Source organism: Ruegeria sp. SCP11, assembly GCF_040329455.1.
GTDB lineage: Bacteria > Pseudomonadota > Alphaproteobacteria > Rhodobacterales > Rhodobacteraceae > Ruegeria > Ruegeria atlantica_E.
Window position 1 is genome coordinate 244,366 of record NZ_JBDZYG010000003.1, and the last position, 20,655, is coordinate 265,020.

At 57.3% G+C, this 20,655-nt stretch carries 18 protein-coding genes; 17 read left to right on the plus strand and 1 reads right to left on the minus strand.

The window, feature by feature from the left end; all coding sequences use genetic code 11:
• Positions 1 to 54: 54 nt before the first annotated feature.
• From ABLN94_RS06605 to ABLN94_RS06640, 8 genes are all read left to right on the plus strand, one after another.
• Positions 55 to 2,394 (plus strand): fatty acid cis/trans isomerase, encoded by a 2,340-nt coding sequence (locus ABLN94_RS06605; RefSeq protein ID WP_352990668.1) that lies wholly within the window; start codon positions 55 to 57, stop codon positions 2,392 to 2,394.
• 69 nt (positions 2,395 to 2,463) lie between these two features.
• On the plus strand, positions 2,464 to 3,132 hold the full coding sequence (gene trhA / locus ABLN94_RS06610; RefSeq protein WP_352990671.1) for a PAQR family membrane homeostasis protein TrhA: 669 nt from the start codon (positions 2,464 to 2,466) through the stop codon (positions 3,130 to 3,132).
• A 317-nt stretch (positions 3,133 to 3,449) separates the two neighbouring features.
• Complete coding sequence (gene bioB / locus ABLN94_RS06615) at positions 3,450 to 4,430, plus strand: biotin synthase BioB (protein ID WP_352990673.1); 981 nt, start codon at positions 3,450 to 3,452, stop codon at positions 4,428 to 4,430.
• Positions 4,427 to 5,560, plus strand: a complete 1,134-nt coding sequence (locus ABLN94_RS06620) for an 8-amino-7-oxononanoate synthase (RefSeq protein ID WP_352990675.1) — start codon at positions 4,427 to 4,429, stop codon at positions 5,558 to 5,560. Before bioB ends, ABLN94_RS06620 begins: the two co-directional genes overlap by 4 nt.
• Positions 5,557 to 6,177: a dethiobiotin synthase gene (gene bioD / locus ABLN94_RS06625; protein WP_352990678.1), complete on the plus strand. Its 621-nt coding sequence runs from the start codon at positions 5,557 to 5,559 to the stop codon at positions 6,175 to 6,177. Before ABLN94_RS06620 ends, bioD begins: the two co-directional genes overlap by 4 nt.
• Positions 6,174 to 7,460 carry an adenosylmethionine--8-amino-7-oxononanoate transaminase gene (bioA, locus tag ABLN94_RS06630; protein ID WP_352990681.1) on the plus strand — a complete coding sequence of 429 codons (1,287 nt, stop codon included), beginning with the start codon at positions 6,174 to 6,176 and terminating at the stop codon, positions 7,458 to 7,460. The genes bioD and bioA overlap by 4 nt, the downstream gene beginning before the upstream one ends.
• Complete coding sequence (locus tag ABLN94_RS06635; protein WP_352990684.1) at positions 7,457 to 8,077, plus strand: pimeloyl-ACP methyl esterase BioG family protein; 621 nt, start codon at positions 7,457 to 7,459, stop codon at positions 8,075 to 8,077. The genes bioA and ABLN94_RS06635 overlap by 4 nt, the downstream gene beginning before the upstream one ends.
• The gene (locus ABLN94_RS06640) at positions 8,074 to 8,838 is read left to right on the plus strand and encodes a methyltransferase domain-containing protein (RefSeq protein WP_352990687.1); all 765 of its coding nucleotides are present in this window, start codon (positions 8,074 to 8,076) and stop codon (positions 8,836 to 8,838) included. The genes ABLN94_RS06635 and ABLN94_RS06640 overlap by 4 nt, the downstream gene beginning before the upstream one ends.
• Here the strand turns inward: ABLN94_RS06640 and ABLN94_RS06645 are convergent.
• Positions 8,835 to 9,443: a GntR family transcriptional regulator gene (locus ABLN94_RS06645; RefSeq protein WP_170494590.1), complete on the minus strand. Its 609-nt coding sequence runs from the start codon at positions 9,441 to 9,443 to the stop codon at positions 8,835 to 8,837. The genes ABLN94_RS06640 and ABLN94_RS06645 overlap by 4 nt on opposite strands.
• A gap of 290 nt (positions 9,444 to 9,733) precedes the next feature.
• On the opposite strand from ABLN94_RS06645, the gene ABLN94_RS06650 reads away from it, so the two are divergent.
• The 9 genes from ABLN94_RS06650 (at position 9,734) to ABLN94_RS06690 (ending at position 20,645) form a co-directional block, all read left to right on the plus strand.
• A complete protein-coding gene (locus tag ABLN94_RS06650; protein WP_352990691.1) occupies positions 9,734 to 10,336 on the plus strand; it encodes a helix-turn-helix domain-containing protein in 603 nt (200 codons plus the stop codon).
• Between the two features lie 128 nt (positions 10,337 to 10,464).
• A complete protein-coding gene (locus tag ABLN94_RS06655; RefSeq protein WP_352990694.1) occupies positions 10,465 to 12,048 on the plus strand; it encodes an ABC transporter substrate-binding protein in 1,584 nt (527 codons plus the stop codon).
• Positions 12,049 to 12,106: 58 nt separating this feature from the next.
• Positions 12,107 to 13,048, plus strand: coding sequence for an ABC transporter permease (locus ABLN94_RS06660; protein WP_352990697.1), 942 nt, complete (start codon positions 12,107 to 12,109; stop codon positions 13,046 to 13,048).
• Positions 13,045 to 13,896 carry an ABC transporter permease gene (locus tag ABLN94_RS06665; protein WP_352990700.1) on the plus strand — a complete coding sequence of 284 codons (852 nt, stop codon included), beginning with the start codon at positions 13,045 to 13,047 and terminating at the stop codon, positions 13,894 to 13,896. Before ABLN94_RS06660 ends, ABLN94_RS06665 begins: the two co-directional genes overlap by 4 nt.
• A 3-nt stretch (positions 13,897 to 13,899) precedes the next feature.
• Positions 13,900 to 14,892 carry an ABC transporter ATP-binding protein gene (locus ABLN94_RS06670; protein WP_352990703.1) on the plus strand — a complete coding sequence of 331 codons (993 nt, stop codon included), beginning with the start codon at positions 13,900 to 13,902 and terminating at the stop codon, positions 14,890 to 14,892.
• Positions 14,889 to 15,887 carry an ABC transporter ATP-binding protein gene (locus tag ABLN94_RS06675; RefSeq protein WP_352990706.1) on the plus strand — a complete coding sequence of 333 codons (999 nt, stop codon included), beginning with the start codon at positions 14,889 to 14,891 and terminating at the stop codon, positions 15,885 to 15,887. Before ABLN94_RS06670 ends, ABLN94_RS06675 begins: the two co-directional genes overlap by 4 nt.
• On the plus strand, positions 15,880 to 17,679 hold the full coding sequence (locus tag ABLN94_RS06680; protein ID WP_352990709.1) for an aminopeptidase P family protein: 1,800 nt from the start codon (positions 15,880 to 15,882) through the stop codon (positions 17,677 to 17,679). The genes ABLN94_RS06675 and ABLN94_RS06680 overlap by 8 nt, the downstream gene beginning before the upstream one ends.
• A gap of 250 nt (positions 17,680 to 17,929) precedes the next feature.
• Positions 17,930 to 19,282 carry an ABC transporter substrate-binding protein gene (locus ABLN94_RS06685; protein WP_352990712.1) on the plus strand — a complete coding sequence of 451 codons (1,353 nt, stop codon included), beginning with the start codon at positions 17,930 to 17,932 and terminating at the stop codon, positions 19,280 to 19,282.
• 61 nt (positions 19,283 to 19,343) lie between these two features.
• Entirely contained in the window at positions 19,344 to 20,645 is a 1,302-nt protein-coding gene (locus ABLN94_RS06690) for a carbohydrate ABC transporter permease (protein WP_352990715.1), read from the plus strand.
• Positions 20,646 to 20,655 lie beyond the last annotated feature (10 nt).

Consider the following 20,655-nt stretch of genomic DNA (forward strand, 5'->3'; position numbering starts at 1 on the left):
TTGCCTAACGCCCCCGGTAACTGCAATGATATTGACAGGTTACGGGGGGCTCCCATGAGAAAAATCCTATGGTCGCCAGCAGTTGCACTTGTGTTGGCAGCAGCAAGTCTTTTTGCGCTTGAGGTCCGGGCGCAAGATGCCGCCCCTGTCTTAGAAAGCCCGTCATTGACTGACGTGAAGGCGATCATGGATCGCCGCTGTGTCGTTTGCCACAGCTGCTATGACGCGCCCTGCCAGCTGAAGCTGACCTCGCCCGAAGGTGTTTTGCGCGGGGCCAGTAAAGAAGCCGTCTACCATACCGAACGTTTGAAGGATGCTCAGCCTACCCGGGTTGGGATAGACGCTCAGACCGTGCCTGAATGGCGCGCGTTAGGGTTTCATTCAGTTACCCGCGATCCAGGGTCGGGCGATTCCGCGAGCTTGTTGGAACGGTATCTTGAGTTGGGACCTCGGAATGTTTTGCCAGTTGACGCGCCACTTCCTGATGAACTTGGCCTTGCCCTAGACCGTCCTTTGGTCTGCCCGACGTCTGGTGAGTTTGATACGTTCAGCCGAGTTCACGCGATGGCTGGCATGCCCTATGGTACTGCGCCGCTCACGGATGCAGAGTATCAGACCCTCATGACGTGGGCGCGCAGCGGTGCGCCGCTTCCAGCTGAACCTGCCGACATTCCAAGCGAAGTTCAGGACCAGATCACCGCTTGGGAGGCATTCCTGAACAGCGATGATCTGCGTAGCCAGCTGATGAGCCGGTACCTGTACGAACATCTGTTTTTGGCTCGACTCCATTTTCGGGGCGACGATCCAAGGCGATTTTTCCAGCTTGTGCGCTCGACCACAGGACCGGGAGAAGACATCGGCATCATCGCGACGCGGCGCCCGTTTGATGATCCAGGATCGGGCGAGTTTTACTATCGATTGGAGCAGATCACCGAAACAATCGTGCACAAAGAGCATCTGGTCTACACGCTAGGACCAGACCGCATGGCGCGCTACCGGCAATTGTTCCTTGACCCTGCGTGGACACTGGCTGAACTGCCCCCGTATGGAGACGCCGAGGGCGGCAACCCGTTCAGCACATTCATGCAGATACCCGCCAATAGCCGTTATCAGTTTCTGTTGGACGATGCGCTGTTTTTCGTCCGCAGCTTCATCCGCGGCCCGGTCTGCCACGGAGAGACCGCAGTCGATGTGATCGAGGACCGGTTCTGGGTCAGCTTTCTTGACCCCGAAGCGGACTTGTCGATTACAGACCCGAGCTATCTGCAAGAAGGTGCAGCCTATCTTGAATTGCCGGTGTCAGAAGCCGACGCCGGTGTTCTGGGCACGTTGCAAGGGTTCTCGCACAAGAAGCAAGCTCAGTATCTTGAGTTCAGGGATGCACGATACCGGGGCGCTCCGATCTACGAAACCGGGTTTGACTACAATTCGATTTGGGATGGCGACGGTGCCAACCCAAACGCGCTGATTACGGTGTTTCGGCATTTTGACAATGCCTCGGCCATGACTGGGTTTCACGGTGGCATTCCGGAAACCGCTTGGGTCATCGATTTCCCGATCTTTGAGCGTATCTACTATGACCTCGTGGCGGGCTATGATGTGTTCGGTCGGGTTGAGCATCAATTGGCCACACGCCTCTATATGGATGAGTTGCGGATGGAGAGCGAAGATACTTTTCTGTTCTTCATGCCACGGGAAGTCCGGCCGCAGATGCATGACCGCTGGTATCAGGGTGCGCTGGCTGAATTGCATACCTATTGGCATCGTCGGCGCGTCGACGACAGTTTTCCCGCTGGGATAACCTTTGAAACCACTACGCCCAAGCGGGAATTTCTGCTTAAATTGCTTGAACGAGGCAACGGGTTGTGGCCCACCGAGGACCCTATCAACAGATGTGCCGAAAGTGATTGCCCCACGGACGAATTGGGTACGGTACTGCGTGAATTGGCGGATCAAACTGGCGATTGGGTGAAATACCTGCCGGACTTGTCCGTTCTTGTGGTTGAGCAGGAAGGCGGGGCAGCACAACTTTTCACTCTTGTCCATGACAAGGCGCATTACAACGTGGCGTTCCTGTTTGATGAGAAGGCTAGGCGAGAACCCGACGCAGATGTACTGACAGTTCTTCCCGGACTGATCGGCAGCTACCCGAATTTCTATTTCCACCTGCGTCAGGATCAGTTGCCCACTTTCATAGCAGCGCTCAAATCCATCCAATCGCAAGGTGACTACATGGACGCAGTGGCCGAGTACGGGGTGCGTAGGACGAGCCCTGAATTCTGGGCTCTGAGCGACCGGGTTTATGAGATGTTTCTTGGCCAGAAGCCCATCCAGGCAGGGCTCTTTGATCTGAACAGGTATAAAGATCCCAAGCCGGGAGACGAACCTAGCTGAGCGCGGGTGACGTTTTGCTGAAATCGCGGTAGACTTGCCCGGTCGACCGCTGGCACCTACCTTAAATTTATGTGGTCCTTCGCAGATATCCGCCCGGCTTACAGCCGAGCCGAGCGTATCAGTGATGGGGTTGTGCATGTTTTAGGGGTTGCCGCGGCCCTTGTGGCGGTCCCGATCCTGATCGCGACCACCGCCCAAAACCGGCCCGAGCCCGAAGCGGTGCTGGGGGTTTTAATCTACGGTATTACGCTAATTCTGATGCTGACGTTTTCGGCGCTGTACAACATGATCGAAAGTGAACGATGGTCTGACCTGCTGCGCCGCCTCGACCACTCGGGCATTTATGTGAAGATCGCGGGCACGTACACGCCGTTCCTGTTGTTGCCGGGTGTTCAGGCTCCGGGGCTTCTGATTGGTCTTTGGTCCTCTGCCACCTTGGGGTCCATGCTGAAATTGATCGATCCTGCGCGTTTTCGATGGTTCGGTTTGGCGCTGTATCTGATGATGGGATGGGCTGTCGTTTGGGCCGGAAAATCCATGTTGACCGCGCTTTCCCCGGCCGTTGTCTGGCTGATCATTGCGGGTGGCGTTGCTTATACTGTGGGCGTCATATTCTACCTCTATGAGCGGTTGCCTTTTCACAACACCATTTGGCACGTATTTGTCTTGGCTGGGAGCGTGCTGTTCTTTATCGCGGTTTCGGTGCAAATCCTGTTTGTTCCGCATGTGATTGTCTGATCTGGCACTCAGGGCAGGGCTTCCGGCCACTAGGCAGAGCATCTCAGTTATGTAAGCGACGGATTAGGGCACTATTTTGAATTCTCACCCTGTCGTATGCGGCATTTACCACGGTCAAATCGCGCTACGTGTTTCATGGCGGTCTGAAAAAAAGGTTGCGAGCAAAAGAGATGCGCGTCCAGCAAGTGTGGAAGAATGTTGCATATTGCCCTGTCTAACCGGCGGTTTTGTGCAGCGCGGCAATTTGTAAGTTGCAAGTTGCAAGTTTATCGATATTAAAAAGGCAGGCATGGAACTTGGGACAAATTATCGATAAAATGGAAAACACCTCTCCTACCTGGACCCGTGAGGCGGCGCAGGCCGTATATGATCTTCCACTGATGGACTTGCTGTTCCGCGCACAGACCGTGCATCGCGAGAATTTTGATCCCAACAAGATCCAGACCTCCAAGCTACTTTCGATCAAGACAGGTGGCTGTGCCGAGGATTGCTCTTATTGTTCCCAATCGGCGCGCAATGGGTCGAAGTTGTCCGCCTCTAAGCTGATTGAAGTCCAGCGTGTGCTGACCGAGGCCCAAAAGGCGAAAGATGGCGGCGCAACCCGGTTCTGCATGGGGGCGGCCTGGCGTGAGCCGAAAGATCGCGACATGGATGCTCTGGTAGCCATGGTTGAAGGCGTCCGCGATATGGGCATGGAAACCTGCATGACGCTGGGCATGCTGGACGAGGACCAGGTCTTCCGTTTGCGCGACGCCGGGTTGGACTACTACAACCACAACATCGATACCTCCGAGCGCTATTACCCCGAGGTGATCACCACCCGTACATTCGCGGACCGGCTCGATACGCTGAACCGTGTGCAGGAAGCCGGGATCAAGGTGTGCTCTGGCGGCATCCTTGGAATGGGTGAAGAGATTAACGACCGGATCGATATGCTAGTCACACTGGCAAACTTGGGTCCCGCGCCTGAATCTGTGCCGGTAAACATGCTGATGCCACAGGAAGACACGCCGCTTGCTGATGCCAAGCCGATCGACCCGATTGAGTTCGTGCGTGTAATCGCTACGGCTCGCATCATGATGCCGAAATCCTATGTCCGGCTGTCCGCCGGACGCAGCGACATGACCGATGAACATCAGGCCATGTGTTTCTTTGCCGGGGCGAATTCGATCTTTGTGGGGGAAACGCTGCTGACGGCGGAAAACCCGGAAGAGGACAAGGACGCCATTCTGTTTGCCAAACTGGGGCTGGAGGCTGAAACGGTGGCTGGGCAAAGCTGCGCGGAAGCTGCTGAATGAAAGCATTGAGTCGACTGAACTCGATGCTTGAAACGCTCGGCTCCCGGCATCGCCGCCGGGTGCTGGCCCCGAGGCATGGGTTGGACTTTGCCTCGAATGATTATTTAGGCTTGGCGGAGTCTCCGTTGTTGCATGGCGCGGCGCAACAGGCGCTGGAGCGGGGCGTGCCGCTTGGGTCTGGCGGTTCGCGCCTATTGCGCGGCAATCACCCCGAGCACGAAGCATTGGAGGAAGAGGCTGCCGCATTCTTTGGGGCCGAGGGCGCGCTGTTTATGGGCGGCGGTTTTCAGGCCAATCAAGCGATCTTCTCAACTCTGCCCGCTGCCGGAGACCTGATCCTTTATGACGACTTGGTTCATGCCAGCGCCCATGAGGGAATGCGCATTAGCCGCGCCGACACGCGGGCCTTTGCCCACAACGATGTGGCTGATGCAAGGCGCGTTCTGTCCGATTGGCTGGCCGGTGGCGGCACTGGCCAAATCTGGATCGCGGTGGAAAGCATCTATTCGATGGAGGGCGATGTCGCGCCCTTGGTCACATTGTCCGATCTGGCCGTCGAGCACGAGGCTGTATTGGTTGTGGACGAAGCTCATGCCACTGGCGTTTTCGGACCGAACGGTAAAGGTCTGGCACATGGTTTGAAGGCTGAAGTTTTGACCTTGCACACCTGCGGCAAAGGTTTGGGCGTTTCGGGTGGTCTGATCTGTGGCTCGCAGGTGATGATCGAGGCACTGATCAACCGTGCAAGGCCGTTTATCTTTGCAACCGCGCCGTCTCCGTTCAATGCCGCGCTCGTACGTGCAGTGCTTGCGCATCTGAAAAAGGACACGACCCTGACCGAGGCTGCAACGGCGCGCATGCACCATGCCCACATCGCTGCGGGCCGGGGTAGAGTGCCGAAGGACATGCTCAACAGCCAGATCATTCCTGTCATTTTGGGTGATGAGGCCCGGACGATGCAGATGGCTGCGACCCTGCAGGCGCAAGGCTTTGATGTGCGTGGTATCCGCCCACCAACGGTTCCGCGTGGCACGTCGCGATTGCGGGTCTCGGTCACCGGCAACGTCTCTAAGGTCGATATCACGGCCCTGTTCGAAACGCTTGCGCAGCATCAAAGTGAGGCCGCATGAGTACCGTCATCGTAGTCGGAACGGATACTGGCATCGGAAAAACCGTCTTCGCGGCGGGTCTGACTGCCGCCCTTGGCGCGCGCTATTGGAAGCCCGTGCAATCGGGGTTGGAAGAGGCCACGGACTCGGAAATTGTAAAGGCTCTGTCCGGGGGCGACATCTTGCCCGAGGCCTATCGGCTGAACATGCCCGCCTCGCCGCATTTGTCGGCCGAGGATATGGGGATTGAGATCGACCCCGCCCATTTAGTTTTGCCACTGGTTGAGGGCCCTTTGGTTGTCGAAGGCGCGGGCGGGCTTATGGTGCCGCTGAATCGCCGGGTATTCTTTCTCGACGTGATCGCGCAGTGGAATGCTCCGGTGGTGCTGGTGGCGCGCACCGCGTTGGGCACGATCAACCATACAACCTTGTCCCTGATGGCACTGCGCAATGCCGGATGCAACGTGGTGGGCGTGGCTTTCGTCGGTGATGCCGAGCCGGATGTTGAACAGACCATAGCCGAGATGGGCGATGCCCGGCATCTGGGTCGACTACCTTTCATCGACCCTCTGTCCCGCGAGACTCTGACCGACGCTTTTACGGCGATCGACGTCGATAAAATCCGGAGCGCCCTGTGACCCCGCTCGAGTTTGACGCCCGCCACCTGTGGCATCCGTATACCAACGTGCTGAAGCCCGGCCCGATGCATTTGATCACCGGGGCAGAAGGTGTCTGGTTAACCACCGAAGACGGAACGCAGATGATAGATGCGATGTCTTCCTGGTGGTGCGCGGTGCACGGGCATCGTCATCCGGCCATCATTGCAGCAATGCAGACACAATTGGATCAGATGCCCCATGTGATGTTCGGCGGTCTGACCCATTCGCCTGCGATAGAACTTGGCCGCAAGATGATTGACCTGATGCCCGATGGTCTGGATCGTATTTTCTACAGCGATAGCGGGTCCGTCGCTATTGAAGTCGCTCTGAAAATGGCGGTGCAGTACCAGATGGCGCAGGGCCGCAAAGGACGCACGCAATTCGCCACCATTCGCGGCGGTTATCATGGCGACACTTGGAAAGCGATGAGCGTCTGTGACCCGGTCAACGGGATGCATGGCCTGTTCGCGGGGGCCTTGTCCGTTCAGCATTTTCTGCCTCGCCCGCAGATCGCGTTTAATCAGGATTGGTCCGAGGATGGCGACCTGAATGGGCTAAACGCGCTGGAAATATTGCTGGAAACCAAAGCGGACCAGATTGCGGGCTTGATCCTGGAACCCGTCGTTCAGGGGGCGGGGGGGATGTATTTCTATCACCCGACATGGCTGCAGCGGGCGCACGAGATGTGCAAGGCGCATGACGTGCTGGTCATCTTCGATGAGATCGCCACAGGCTTTGGCCGCACCGGAGAGCTGTTTGCCCTGCACCATGCCAATGTGGTTCCGGATATCCTATGCCTCGGTAAAGCTCTGACCGGGGGGCACATCACTCTGGCTGCGACAGTCACTACCGAAACCGTTGCCCGCCGGATTGGTGAGAGCGAGGCCGGCGTGATGATGCATGGCCCGACCTACATGGCCAACCCTCTGGCATGTGCGGCGGCAGTGGCCAGTCTGGAACAGCTATCGGTCCGGGACTGGCGCGCCGAAGTGACAGGCATTGCCGAGCAGATGTCGCAGGAACTCGCCCCGGCGCTTGGCCTGCCCGGCGTCGCCGATGTGCGCGTATTCGGCGCAATCGGCGTTATCGAAATGGAGGACTGGGTCGATCCTTCGATCGCGCATGGACTAGCCCTTGAAACCGGTGTGTGGCTGCGTCCCTTTGCGCGCAATATCTACTGCATGCCACCCTATATCATGGCTCCGGATGAGCTGAGTCGCGTGACGTCTGCCATGGTCTCGTTGGCGCGAGGGATGTCATGAAACAATGTTGGTTGTCCCGCTTGGGCACCAAAGAGGTGCTTGTGGTATTCGGGGGCTGGGGCCTTGGTGCCACGCCTTTCCAAGGATTGGTGGGAGACATGGACGTTCTTCTGGTCGAGGATTACACCCGACTGGATGATCCACTGAATGACCTTTCGCAATTTGACAGGGTCAACTTGCTCGCCTTTTCTTTTGGCGTGGCGTCCGCGGCGCATTGGCTGGCGCAGACAGGAGTGCGACCGGATCGTCTGATCGCAGTAAGCGGCACGCTGTCACCGGCAGATGTCACTCGCGGTATCGCGCCAGATATGATCCGCGCGACTGCCGAGAACCTGAGTCCTGCCAGTTTCACCAAATTCTGCCGCCGGGCCGGGTTGGGCGGGACCGCACCCGAGATCGATATCGGCTCCGCACGGGCCGAGCTTTATGCAGTGATCGAGCGCGGTACGGCACCCGACACCAAATTTGATCGGATTTGGATTCCTGAACGGGATCGTATCATTCCAACTCAGGCACAACATGCTGCCTGGGCCACACAACAAGAGGCGGTTCGAAGTATTTCCGGCGCGCATGTCCCCTTCCAAAGCGGGCAAAGCTGGGAGGAGTGGCTCGCATGAATGTCCAGATGACCGACCGTGTGCAACGCAGTTTCAGCCGCAGCTTTCGCACCTATCACGACGCGGCTTGCCAACAGGCCCGAATTGCAGAGCGTCTGGCACAGGATCTGCACAAAAGCGGTGCTCCGCGCCAATTTGTGTCAGGCTTGGAATTTGGATGTGGCACCGGACTTCTGACCCAGCGGCTCTGCGCTCAGTTTGCCTTTGACCAGCTGACAATCAACGACCTATCGCCGGAAGCCCAGGAAACGGCCTATGACTTTGGCGCGGATTTTCTGTGCGGCGACGCTGAAACGATCGCGTGGCCAGCGCGTCCGGATCTGATTGTGTCCGCGTCAATGATTCAATGGCTTCCCGACCCGGCGGCATTCCTGCGCCGTGCGGCCACCGCTCTGGTACCGGGTGGTTGGCTGGCGGTTTCGGGGTTCGGCCCGGGGCAGTATCGCGAACTGATGCATGTCGGCTCGGCAGCCAAAGCGCCTGGTTTGTGCCGGGCTGAAGAAATGGTCGCTGCGGTCATTGATCTTCTGGATGTCGTCTCGTTCGGCGAAGATGAGCGGCAGATGCGTTTCTCAACGCCCAGAAAGGTGTTGGACCATCTGCGAAAAACCGGTGTGAACGGCCGGGCGCAGAAACCTTGGACAAAATCTAACCTTCTCGCGTTCAGCAAGGACTATTCTCAGCGATTTGGCGATGCGCACGGGGTTTCGCTGACCTATCACCCGACCTGGCTTATCGCGCGAAAGCCTGACGCAGTTTAGGGCAGCCGGGTCAGGTGGCGCTGCATCACTGAATGCGCCTTGGCTGCGTCGCGATCTTTGATGGCGGCAAGAATGGCCGCGTGGTCCGGATCAGCGCGTTGTCGCCACTTTGTTGTATGCAGATTGTTGAAATGCCAAGCATAAAGCAGTTGCAAATTTTGAATTTCAGCGATCATGCGCGGCATGTTGCAGGCTGCGATAACGGCCATATGAAACCGTTGATTTGCATCCTCCCAATCAAGTGCTGTCCGAGCCTTGTCGCATTCTTCATGAACCTGCTCTATTTGTGCAATCTGAAGGGTGGTGAGGTTCGGTACGGAATGCAGCAAGGCCACTGGCTCCAGTGCTCGGCGCATGACCCGAAGCTCTTGAATCGCGTTCTGATCCAAGGGCGCCACACACATTCCGCGGCGAGGCAGGCCAACCACCAATCCTTGTGAGGCAAGGTGAAACAGTGCTTCGCGCACCGTCACTTGACTTACCCCGAGCTCGCGCGCGATCAGATCCTGCCGTAGCTTTTCGCCCGGCCTCAGCGCGCCGCTTACAATACGCGCCGAGAGTTTGTGCGCGATGTCATCCGATTTCTTCATCTGCTGCTCAGACACCTAGCCTCCGTTTTCTTGGCGTATCTGTCATAAGTCCAGACGCTTATCGTCTAGCAGAAGGTTGAGCAACAGAACTGTGCTACGGGAGGTTCTGCGTTGCAGCCAATCGAAACATGATACGCGTCGAGCTCTTTTGCGTGGAAATGATATATCCATGGCAAATTCGAAGTGAAGTTCATGCTTATGCCTCGCGGAGAACTGGGCGAATTTTAGTAATGCTAAAATAAATTTTGATCTTCTTGTTGGAATTCTATTCAATGGAAGCCACCTAAAAAACGCAGGAGTTCTCCATGGAAGCGCCTTCTGAGCGTGCCAAACCTAAAACCAAGGGCAAGCCGACCGAGCTGGGCCAATCAATACGACGGCGGCGTAAAGCCATGGGGCTGACGTTGGATCAGGTGGCGAAACTGGCTGACTTGACCACAGGGTTCCTTTCGCAGGTTGAGCGGGGGATCAGTTCGCCATCGCTGACGTCGCTTATGGCGATTGCAGCCGCACTGCAGACCAGTATCGAACAGTTGCTCAGCGTGCCTGAGGTGTTCTCGGAATATGTCCCACATGACGGGCGTCAGACATATTCCCTTGGCATGAGAGGGCGGTTTTATGAAAAGTTGGGCCCTGGTTTCGCAGGGGCCTTGTTTCATCCTCAGATCGTCCATCGCCCGCCAGGGCACGTATCGGAAAAGATGTGTCACGACGGAGAGGCCTTTTGTTATTTGCTATCCGGCCAGTTGGAATACCATCTTGGCGATCAAGTTTTCATCATGTCTCCGGGGGATGTGATTCACCACGACACGATGGTCAGGCACTACTCGGTTGTTCTTGGCGAAATCGAAGCGGTTGAGCTGTGGGTCACCACCTCTCCGATCAAGGATTCGGGGAGTTCGGGCTGATCGGTAATCAGGGGAGCTTGATGCGACAGTAAAAAATTTCTCTCAAATACTAAAAAAAACTTTAGTAAAACTAAGAATCACTTATTCTCTCCAGCAAGGACGCAAGAAATATGCGGGAGGAGAGAAGAATGAAGAAGAGAACGGCACTAGGATTGACTGTTGCAGCCGCGCTGGCGTTGCCGGTGATGGCGCAAGAGCGGGGCGGAACGATGAATTTCGCCCGCTATGATGGATCGCGGCTGATTGATCCGATCTATGCGGATCGAAATCCCGACATCTGGATGGTAGGCAGCTTGTTTGACACGTTGTTGCGGGGCAGCGCCGACGGCAACTCGGTTGAACCGGGATTGGCTGAAAGTTTCTCTGTGTCTGACGATGGGAAGACTGTCGTTATCACCTTGCGAGAGGGTATTAAGTTCGCAGACGGATCGCCGATGTCCGGAGAGGATGTCGTGTTCTCACTCGACCGGGCGCGCAATGGAGATCTCAGCCCTTGGGCCGGGCTCTTGGGATCAATTGACTCGGTTTCAGCTGACGGTAATGCAATCACTATTTCGCTGAAAGCACCCGATCCGACGATCCTGTCGATGCTGGCCACGTTCAACACGGCCATTGTGTCCAGGGCCGTGTTTGAAGCCGCTGCAGGCGAAACGGATCAGGATAAGTCCGCTGCCATTTTTGCATCAGCCTCAGCCGGAGTTGGGTCGGGACCATTCTACCTGTGTGGGTTTGAGCAGGGCGCCTCGATGGATTTCTGTGCCAACGAGCACTACTGGCGTTTGGGGACGGATGGAAAACCATTGCCCTATCTGGAGGGCGTGCATTTCGAGATAATTCCTGATGATGCGACCCGCATCCTGAGCCTGCAGGCCGGTGAAGTGGATGCGGCCGAGTTCATTCCTTTCAGCCGCGTGGCCGAACTGGAAGCCGATCCGAATGTCGATATGCAACTCTACCCATCGACGCGTATTATTTATTCGCCCATTAATACCCGCGACACCCGAGCTGACGGGTCACCGAACCCGCTTGCGGATGTTCGGGTTCGTCAGGCACTGAACTATGGCACCAACAAAGAGGCGCTGATTGGAGTGGTTCTGCACGGTGCGGGGCAGCCGATGAGCTCACCCTTGATGGCCAAGGCCACGCAGTATGCGGCCGACCTGAACCCGCTCTACGCGTATGACATGGACAAGGCCAAGTCGTTGGTCGCCGAGGCCGGGCTTGAGCAGGGTACGGATGTGACGCTGACCACGCTGGCTGGGTCTGCGGACGACGCGACCATATTTGCGGCATTGCAACAGATGTGGGCACCTTTGGGCATCAATCTGGTGGTCGAACAGGTCGATGGCGCGACACGCGGGGCCAAAAACCGCTCGGGTGAGTTCGACATTCACACCTATGGCTGGGTGAATGACGTGAATGACCCCAGCCAAGTTGTCGGCTGGCTGGGCTATACCCCGACCGCCAAAGCCGTAGGCACCGGATGGGAAAACACCGAGTTCAATACCTTGTTCGAAGAGGCCGCCAACGAGATGGACCCGGAGGCCCGCAAGGCCAAGTTTGCCCGGATGCAAGAACTTTACGCCGAAGCGGCCCCCTTGTTATTCATGTATGAGACCCCGTTTGCTGTGGCGCTTAGTACAGCGGTCGCGGGCTATGTTCAGACGCCCTTGGGCAATAATATCTTCGACGAAGCAACAGTCAGCCGCTAAGAGCTGATGCCCTTGCCTCGCCGCGCAAAGGCGGCGGGGCTTTTTGCGGAGGGTCCAAGTGTCCAGCTTGTCTTACATTCTGAAACGGTTCTTGATGCTGATCCCAACCTTTTTTCTGGTCATGGTCATCATCTTCCTTTTGGTGCGGTTGTTGCCGGGCGATCCCGCGATCGCGATAGCGGGCGACAGGGCTTCGGACGCAGATATTCAGGCTATCCGGGAACGACTGGGTCTGACCGAACCTATGCTGGTGCAATTCTGGCTGTTTCTCAGCAACACAATGCAAGGCGATCTGGGCCGGTCGATCCTGATGCGGACTGACGTACTGGAAGTCATAGCCGAACGCCTGCCGATCACCGTGTTTCTGACGGTCTATTCGGTTGCCCTGTCACTGCTGATAGCTGGTCCTCTGGCCTTTGTCGCGGCACTCAATCGTGGGCGGTGGCCCGATGCGGTAATCCGCACCGTGTTTCAAATCGGGTTGTCGATGCCGGTGTTCTATATCGGCCTCGTGCTGCTGACTTTCCTTGCCGCGCAGATGCGTCTTTTTCCGGTGGGCGGCTATGGCGACACGATTACCGAGCGGCTCTATCATCTGTTTCTGCCATCGGTCACGGTGGCGCTTTACACCTCAGCCATTATCATGCGGAACTTGCGTAGTGCGATAATCGAGGTGCTAGATGCCGAATATGTCCAGTTCGCGCGCGCCAAAGGGTTGCCCTCACGTCTAATCCTCGGGCGGCACGTATTGCGCAATGCGTTGATCTCGACCGTGACGTTGCTGGGTCTGTCCATCGGTAATCTAATGAGTGGCACTTTGGTCACCGAGACCGTGTTCGCCGTGCCCGGCATGGGGCGACTGATGCTCGAGGCGATCTTTGCCCGTGATTATCCTCTGATTCAGGGGCTTACGCTGACCTTTGCGGTTTTGGTCTCACTGGTCTTTCTTATGACCGACCTGTTCCAGGCCCGCCTTGACCCGAGGATGCGCCTGCAATGAGTGACGCGACCTTCACGACCACCCGCCCGTCCTTTACTCAGCTTGCCCTACGCAAACCGGGGTTTCTGGCAGGGCTGCTGATTGTTGGGTTTTCCACCCTGCTGGCGCTCTTCCCCGGTGCTTTTGCACCTTATGACCCTAATGCGATTGACTATCTGGCAGTTCGGCAACCACCAAGCTGGGCACATCCGTTTGGTACCGATCTGCTGGGCCGAGACAGCCTGTCTCGGGTGATCTGGGCCTATCAGGTCAACATGCAGATGGCGATCTTTGGGACCGTGTTCGCGTTGGTCACAGGGGTCATCGTCGGTGCTTTGGTTGGGTATTATCGCGGCATCGCCGACATGATCTTTGGCCGTATTGTCGATGCGGTGATCACCTTCCCGTTTCTGGTTCTGGTTATCGCTGTGGTCGCAGTATTGGGGCCGGGGTTGGTCAACATGTATATCGCGATATCAGTGGTCTATTGGGTCTATTACGCACGTCTGATGCGGGCCGAGGTAATTGCTCAGTTGGGCAATGACTATGCGGCCGCGGGTATAGTCATGGGCTATTCCGACCGGCGCATCATCTTTCGCCACTTGCTGCCCAACGCAATCACCCCCGTCATTGTCTACTGGATGACCGATATGGCGCTGGTGATCCTGCTGGGATCGTCGCTGGGTTACCTCGGTCTGGGCGCGCAGCCGCCGCAGGCGGAATGGGGCGTTCTGATTGCTGAAGGGCGCAACTTTATCTCGACCGCATGGTGGCTCAGCCTGATGCCCGGTCTTGCTATTGTTCTAACCGGGCTCGGCTTTTCGTTGCTAGGCGATGGTTTGGCCGATCTTCTAAGGCCAAGGGGGTAGGGGATGGATCATCACGCACCGGTACTAGAAGTCGACGGCCTGAACACCACGTTTCACCGTTCAGGTCAGCCATTGCCAGCACTGCGCGATGTCAGTTTCTCGGTCGCACGGGGCGAGGTTCTGGGGCTGGTCGGCGAAAGCGGGTCCGGCAAGAGTGTCACGCTGCGCTCAATTATCGGCTTGGCGCGCCGTTACGGTGAGGTGACGGGGCAAGTGCGCTGGCTTGGCCGTGATTTGGTGGGGATGTCGGACGGCAACCTGCGCCAGATTCAGGGCCGGGAAATCGCGATGATCTTTCAGGAGCCGATGACCTCGCTCAATCCTCTGTTGACGGTCGGGTTGCAGTTAGAAGAAACCCTACGCGCCCACACCGACCTGTCCAAAGCCGCGCGCCGCGACCGGGCGATTGAGATGCTGGATCTGGTCGGCATCCCCTCAGCCGCGCAGCGGTTGAAGGACTATCCGCACCAGTTTTCGGGCGGGATGCGGCAACGGGTGATGATCGCTATTGCGCTGGCCGCGAACCCAAAACTGCTGCTGGCGGATGAACCAACAACGGCGCTGGATGTGACGATTCAGGTGCAGATCCTCGATTTGATCCTGCGGCTGGCGCAGGACATGGATATGGGTGTCGTGCTGGTGACCCATGATCTGGGGGTGGTGGCACAGACCTGTGACCACGTGGCGGTAATGTATGCCGGCCGGATTGTCGAACAAGGGCCTGTGCGCGGCGTGCTCAAAGACCCCCGCCACCCCTATACGGTTGGCCTGATGCGGTCAGTTCCCGAGAATCTGCCACCACGCACGCCGCTTTATTCGGTGCCCGGAGTGCCGCCCAGTCTCGACGCGCTGCCGGGGGGGTGCGCCTTTGCTCCACGTTGCACCGCCTGTGTCGCTGCGTGCGAACAGGACCGGCCACCGCTATCCCTGATCACGGATGGGCGCCACGTCGCCTGTTTCAACCCGGTTTCGAAAGCACAGGGGAATGCCGCATGACGCGTGCCGTGTTGGAAATCCGCGACCTTCATCTTCGCTTTCCTCTGGGCCGTAGCATGGCCGATGTCGCCATGGGCCGCCCTGGTCGCGTCGTCAACGCACTAAACGGCGTTAGCCTGGACCTGGTTCGTGGGGAAACGCTTGGCGTTGTCGGCGAGTCTGGCTGTGGCAAGTCTACCTTGGCGCGCTGCATCGTGCGCTTGTACAAACCCAGTTCGGGTGAAATCCGTTTTGATGGCCAAGATATCTTCGATGCAGGTCGGCGTACCGACCGAAGCTATAATCGCCGCGTCCAGATGATGTTTCAGGACCCGTATTCCTCGCTGAACCCCCGCATGACGACCGGTCAGATTTTGACCGAGGCTCTGCGCGTCCACAACATGCGCCCCGAACCCGATATCCCGGCACGCGTGGCTGAATTGCTGGAACTGGTGCGCCTGCCTCAGGACGCACAGCACAAACTACCGCACGAGTTCTCGGGCGGTCAGCGTCAGCGCATCGCGATCGCACGCGCACTTGCGGTGGAACCGGAGGTTCTGATCGCAGATGAGTTGGTCTCGGCGCTCGATGTCTCGGTGCAGGCGCAGGTGGTGAACCTGCTGCTGGAGTTGCAGCGGGAATTGGGTCTGACGATCCTTTTTGTCGCCCATGACTTGCGTTTGGTGCGCCATGTGTCGAACCGTGTTGCGGTGATCTACCTGGGGCGGATCGTTGAGATCGGCGACAGTGAAACATTGTTTTCGAATCCTGCGCACCCCTACAGTCAGGCCCTGTTGTCAGCAGCCCCGTCTCTGGACCCTGACGAGCGGGGCAAGATCGCACGCCTTGAGGGCGAGCTGCCGTCGCCTTTGAACATGCCCTCGGGTTGCCCGTTCCACGTGCGTTGCCGCCACGCCAGTCCGGTTTGCAAAGAAAGCCTGCCCCACCTTCTGCCGTTTGAGGGGCGGGGTGAGGTCGCTTGTCACCATGTTGAAGAGATCAATGCCAATGCGTGATGTCTCTCAAGCAGAACGCGGTCCGGTAATTGCCGCCTTGCGGGCTGAGTTGCGGGTACAGGGTTTGGATGCTTTCATACTGCCGCGATACGATGCATATCAGGCTGAATACGTGGCCCCGCATGATGAACGTCTGGCTTATGTCACCGGCTTCACCGGGTCGGCGGGTCTGGCAATTGTAACGATGGACACGGTCGCCTTGTTTGTGGATGGCCGATATGTGGTGCAGGCCGAGCAGCAATGCCCTGGTCCGATGTTCACTCACCGGCATTTGTTTGATGACTTGCCCGAGCTTTGGTTGGCTGATCACGCTCGATCTGGTTGGTGGATTGGTTTCGACGCTCTGCATCTGCCATGCGCCTTATACGACCGCTTCTACGAAGCCTTGAAAAAGCGGCAGTTGTTTCCGGTTCGGAACAATCCTGTAGATGCGGTCTGGCCCAACCAGCCGCCCACACCATCGGGCCGAATTGAACCGTTTCCTGTTCAATTCGCCGGTCAGGCCTCTTCCGGAAAGATAGCGAATCTGACGGAAGTAATCCGGGCCCAAAAGGCGACGTTCCTAGTGGAAACGCAGCCAGACAACATTGCGTGGCTATTAAATGTCCGTGGCGCGGATGTTGCCTTTAACCCAGTACCTCAATCATTTCTGCTGGCAGATGCGGCGGGGCAGGTACAATGGTTTGTTGCGTCACAAAAGCTGAACCAATCCGTGATTGACCACCTTCCCGACGAGGTTCAGGTTTGTGCCCCCGACAGTTTCCTGCCGACGCTTGAGGCGCGTATTTCAGCGGGGCAAAACGTTTTGTTTGACCCCGAATTCTCGCCAGTGGCCGTGCGCATGGCGCTACAGAAATCCGGGGCAGTTCCACTCGAACGAACTGGCTCGCTGACGACCGCAAAGGCTTGCAAGAATCGGATCGAACTCGAAGGTATGCGTGCATGTCACATTGAGGATGGCATCGCTTGGACCGAGTTTTGTGCATGGTTAGCCAACGAGGTGTCGCGCCGCGCGCCGTCAGATTCACCTGTAACCGAGCAGGAGGCAGAGAAAGCAATGCTGGGTTTCCGTCAGGCGCGCCCCGGATTTCGCCAGAATAGCTTCAATCCGATTTCAGCGGCGGGTGGTCACGCCGCAATGTGCCACTATGCAGCCCAAAACGGAGAAGCGGTTCCGATCCCTGACAGCGGTACTTACCTGCTTGATTCCGGGGGGCAATATGAAACCGGAACCACCGACGCGACCCGCAGTTTTGCCTTTGGAGCCTCTCGGCCCGAGGGCTATGATCGAGCCTACACGGCCGTGTTCAAAGCCTTCCACGCACTCGCAACATTGCGCTTTCCCCCGGGTACGCAAGGTCATCACATTGATGCAATTTGCCGCCGTCCGCTTTGGGATTTAGGGCTGGACTACGACCATGGGACCGGCCATGGGGTTGGTCATCGCTTGTCTGTACATGAGCATCCGCAACGCATTGGAAAACCCTACAACCCGGTCGATCTGGCCGCTGGAATGATTCTGTCTATTGAACCCGGTTACTATGAGGCGGACCGCTTTGGCATTCGCATTGAAAACCTGTTCGAAATTGTAGCCTGCCCAGATGGGTTCATGGAGTTTGCGAATCTGACCTGGTGCCCAATCCAGACCGATATGCTGTTGCCTGACCTCCTGACAAATGCCGAGCGGCGTTGGTTGAACGCGTATCATTCCCAGCTTTTGGATTGCCTTGGTTCAGACCTTACTCCATCTACGCTGGAGTGGGCCAAAAAGGCTTGTGCGCCACTAACCTGAACGCCGTTTGACAAAATTGTTGACAGAAGTTGCACACGTGTTCAATTTTGGAAGCACGAAGGGAGGACGGCCAGTTTACGTCGGGCGCATGGAGTTTCTTGAAAATCGCTGAAATTACGCTAATGTTTCGTAGTTTGCAAAAAAGTTCGGTCTAAATTGGCTTTTGTCACACTGGTTACATGAATCGAGGATAACAGGCAGTTGCACACGTGTTCAGAACTTGTGCGCGCCGATCAAAAGGGGATCATCCATGACCACATCACTGCTGAAACGAACCACTGCTGCGCTGGTATTAGGCGCGATGGCGGTTCCGGCTTTCGCCGAAGACGTCACCATCACTGTCTGGGCCGGTGGCTCGAACGATGCGGACGCGTATCGCATTGACGCCATCGAACTCGCCGCCGATATGCTCGAGCGAGAAGCGGCAATCGAAGGACGTGAGTTGAACATCACTGTCGAAGGCAAGCGCGATTTTGGTGGTTGGGAAGAATTCAAGCAGGGTGTGACTCTGGCTGCCGAGGCTGGCACCGCGCCGAACATCGTGGTCACCAGTCATTTGGATATCGCGCCGTGGAGCCAAGCGGGCTACATCGTTCCGGCCGAGGATTATTTGGATTTCGACGCCTGGCCGCTGAATGATCTCTATCCGAACCTGTTGGAAATCGCTGCCTATAACGGCATTCAGTGGGGCCTGCCGCAGGATGCGGAAAGCCGCCCGTTTTTCTTCTGGAAAGACACAATGCGCGGTATTGGGTACTCGGAAGAGGACATCGCTACACTGCCCGAGAAAGTAGCCGCAGGGGAGTACACCCTGCAAAACGTTCTGGCTGATGCCAAGAAAGCTGTTGAACTGGGCCTGGTTGAAGAAGGCTACGGCTTCTACCCGCGCCCGTCCAACGGTCCGGATTGGGGTCAGTTCTACCAATCCTTTGGTGGCGTGCTGCAGGACCCTGAAACCGGCAAGCTGCTATTGGACAAGGCGGCGATGGAAGGCTTCTACCAGTTCTTCGCCGACGCGGTTGAGGCGGGCATCACCCGTAAGAACCACCTCGGCACCGATTGGGGCCAGTGGTACACCGAAGTCGCCAACGGCAAGGCTGCAACCTGGCATGGTGGCACTTGGCACTATGCCCGCTACACCGGCAAGGAAGGCAACGAAGATTTCTTCGGAACCATCGAATTCTCACTGATTCCAGCGGGTGACGAAGGTGGTCGTCCGAACACCATCACACATCCGCTGGTCTATCTGATCACCGATCAGGAAATTGACGATCACGAAGAGATTGCAGCACAACTGGTGAAGATCGCTTCTGAACCGCGCCTGAACTCGCTGCATGCGATCAAGTCGGCGCATTTGGGCATCGGGCAACAGCAGGCGAATATCGAGCTTTACGCCAACGACCGTTGGGCCTCAGAGGCGACCGAGCGCCTGCTCGTCAATGCCAATGCGCAGCCAAACAATCTGGACTACGGCGCCTATTCCGAGGCCATGTTCAAAGGGCTAGAAGCTGCATGGACAGGTGTGAAAACTCCGGCCGAGGCAGTGGCCGAGCTTGAAGCTGAACTGACCGCCAAACTGGGCGACAACCTCATCGTCCAGTAAGATCACCCCCATCGGCCGGGGCACGCGGTCTTGCCCCGGCCACCATTTCTCGGAGACTTAAATGCCCCGCTTCAACGCGCTTGGGTTCGGATTTCTTGCACCCGCGATGGTCGTGGTAACGCTGTTTTTTCTGGCCCCCGTCATCCTGACGGTGTTCTTCGCCTTCACTAATATGTCCACTTCGACGGGCATCACGGGCGGGGAATACCTGTTGACCAATTCCGACCTTCGGGACGTCAAAGCCAGCGGAGTTTCGGACGAGACTTACGACAAGCTGGAAAATGCGGGATACGTGGTCGATCAGGCCGGTCTGGCCCGTCTGGCTGAAGCACGTGATCAGGCAACGGCGGATGAGCTGGCCGCGCTGCACGCCGGAGCAACGTTCTCGTCGCGCCGCGATATGGAGCGGGCGCTGAAGGACCTGCGCGATAACCGCATCCGGTCCACGCGCGACCGAAAAACACTGGCCGAGCTTTTCACCTCCAGTGTCATGGATGAACGGTTCCAGACCGAGGATGAATTTCGCGCTGCTCTGACCGGGGCTGGTATTCCGGAGGCGGATCAGGCGAAACTGGTTAAAGTTGCCTATACCGGTTGGGTCTGGACGACCGAGAATATGAAGCTGTTGTTCTCGCTGGACAGTTCGTGGCGCTATGCGATGAACACGCTGTTCTATGTTGTGTTCACTCTGACATTTAATGTGGGCTTTGGCCTGTTTCTGGCGATCTCGACCTTTTACCTGCCCTCAGGTATCGCCAACACGTTCCGCACCATCTGGTTCCTGCCACGCATCCTGCCGCCGGTTCTATACGTGCTGATGTGGTACTGGCTGACATGGGACACCGGCATCATTTCTTCGTTCATGAGCTGGTTCGGCGTCGCTCCGCGCAACTGGATGTTGGACACTGCGACGAACGCTTGGATCGTGGTGATCCTTATCAACGGCTTTGTCGGTGCGTCGCTGGGCATGATCCTGTTTTCTTCTGCGATCCGCACGATCCCGGCTTCGATGCTGTATGCCTCCGAAGTGGATGGCGCGAACCGCTGGCAGCAGATCCGCTTTATCATCCTGCCGCAATTGCGCTGGCCGATCCTGTTCACCTCGTCCTACCAGACACTGTCGCTGCTGACATCGTTCGAATACATCCTGCTGGCCACCGACGGCGGGCCGGGTGGCGCAACCGAGGTCTGGGCTCTGGCCGCTTACCACACCGCATTGAACAACTACGGCGGCAACCTGCAATACGGTCTGGGCGCGGCCTATGCGCTGGTTCTGGTGGTGATCGGCATCGTGACCAGCGTGCTGTACCTGCGGTTCTTCAACTTCAAAGACCTCGTGGCGAAACCACGGATCGAGCAATAGGGGCCTCGTC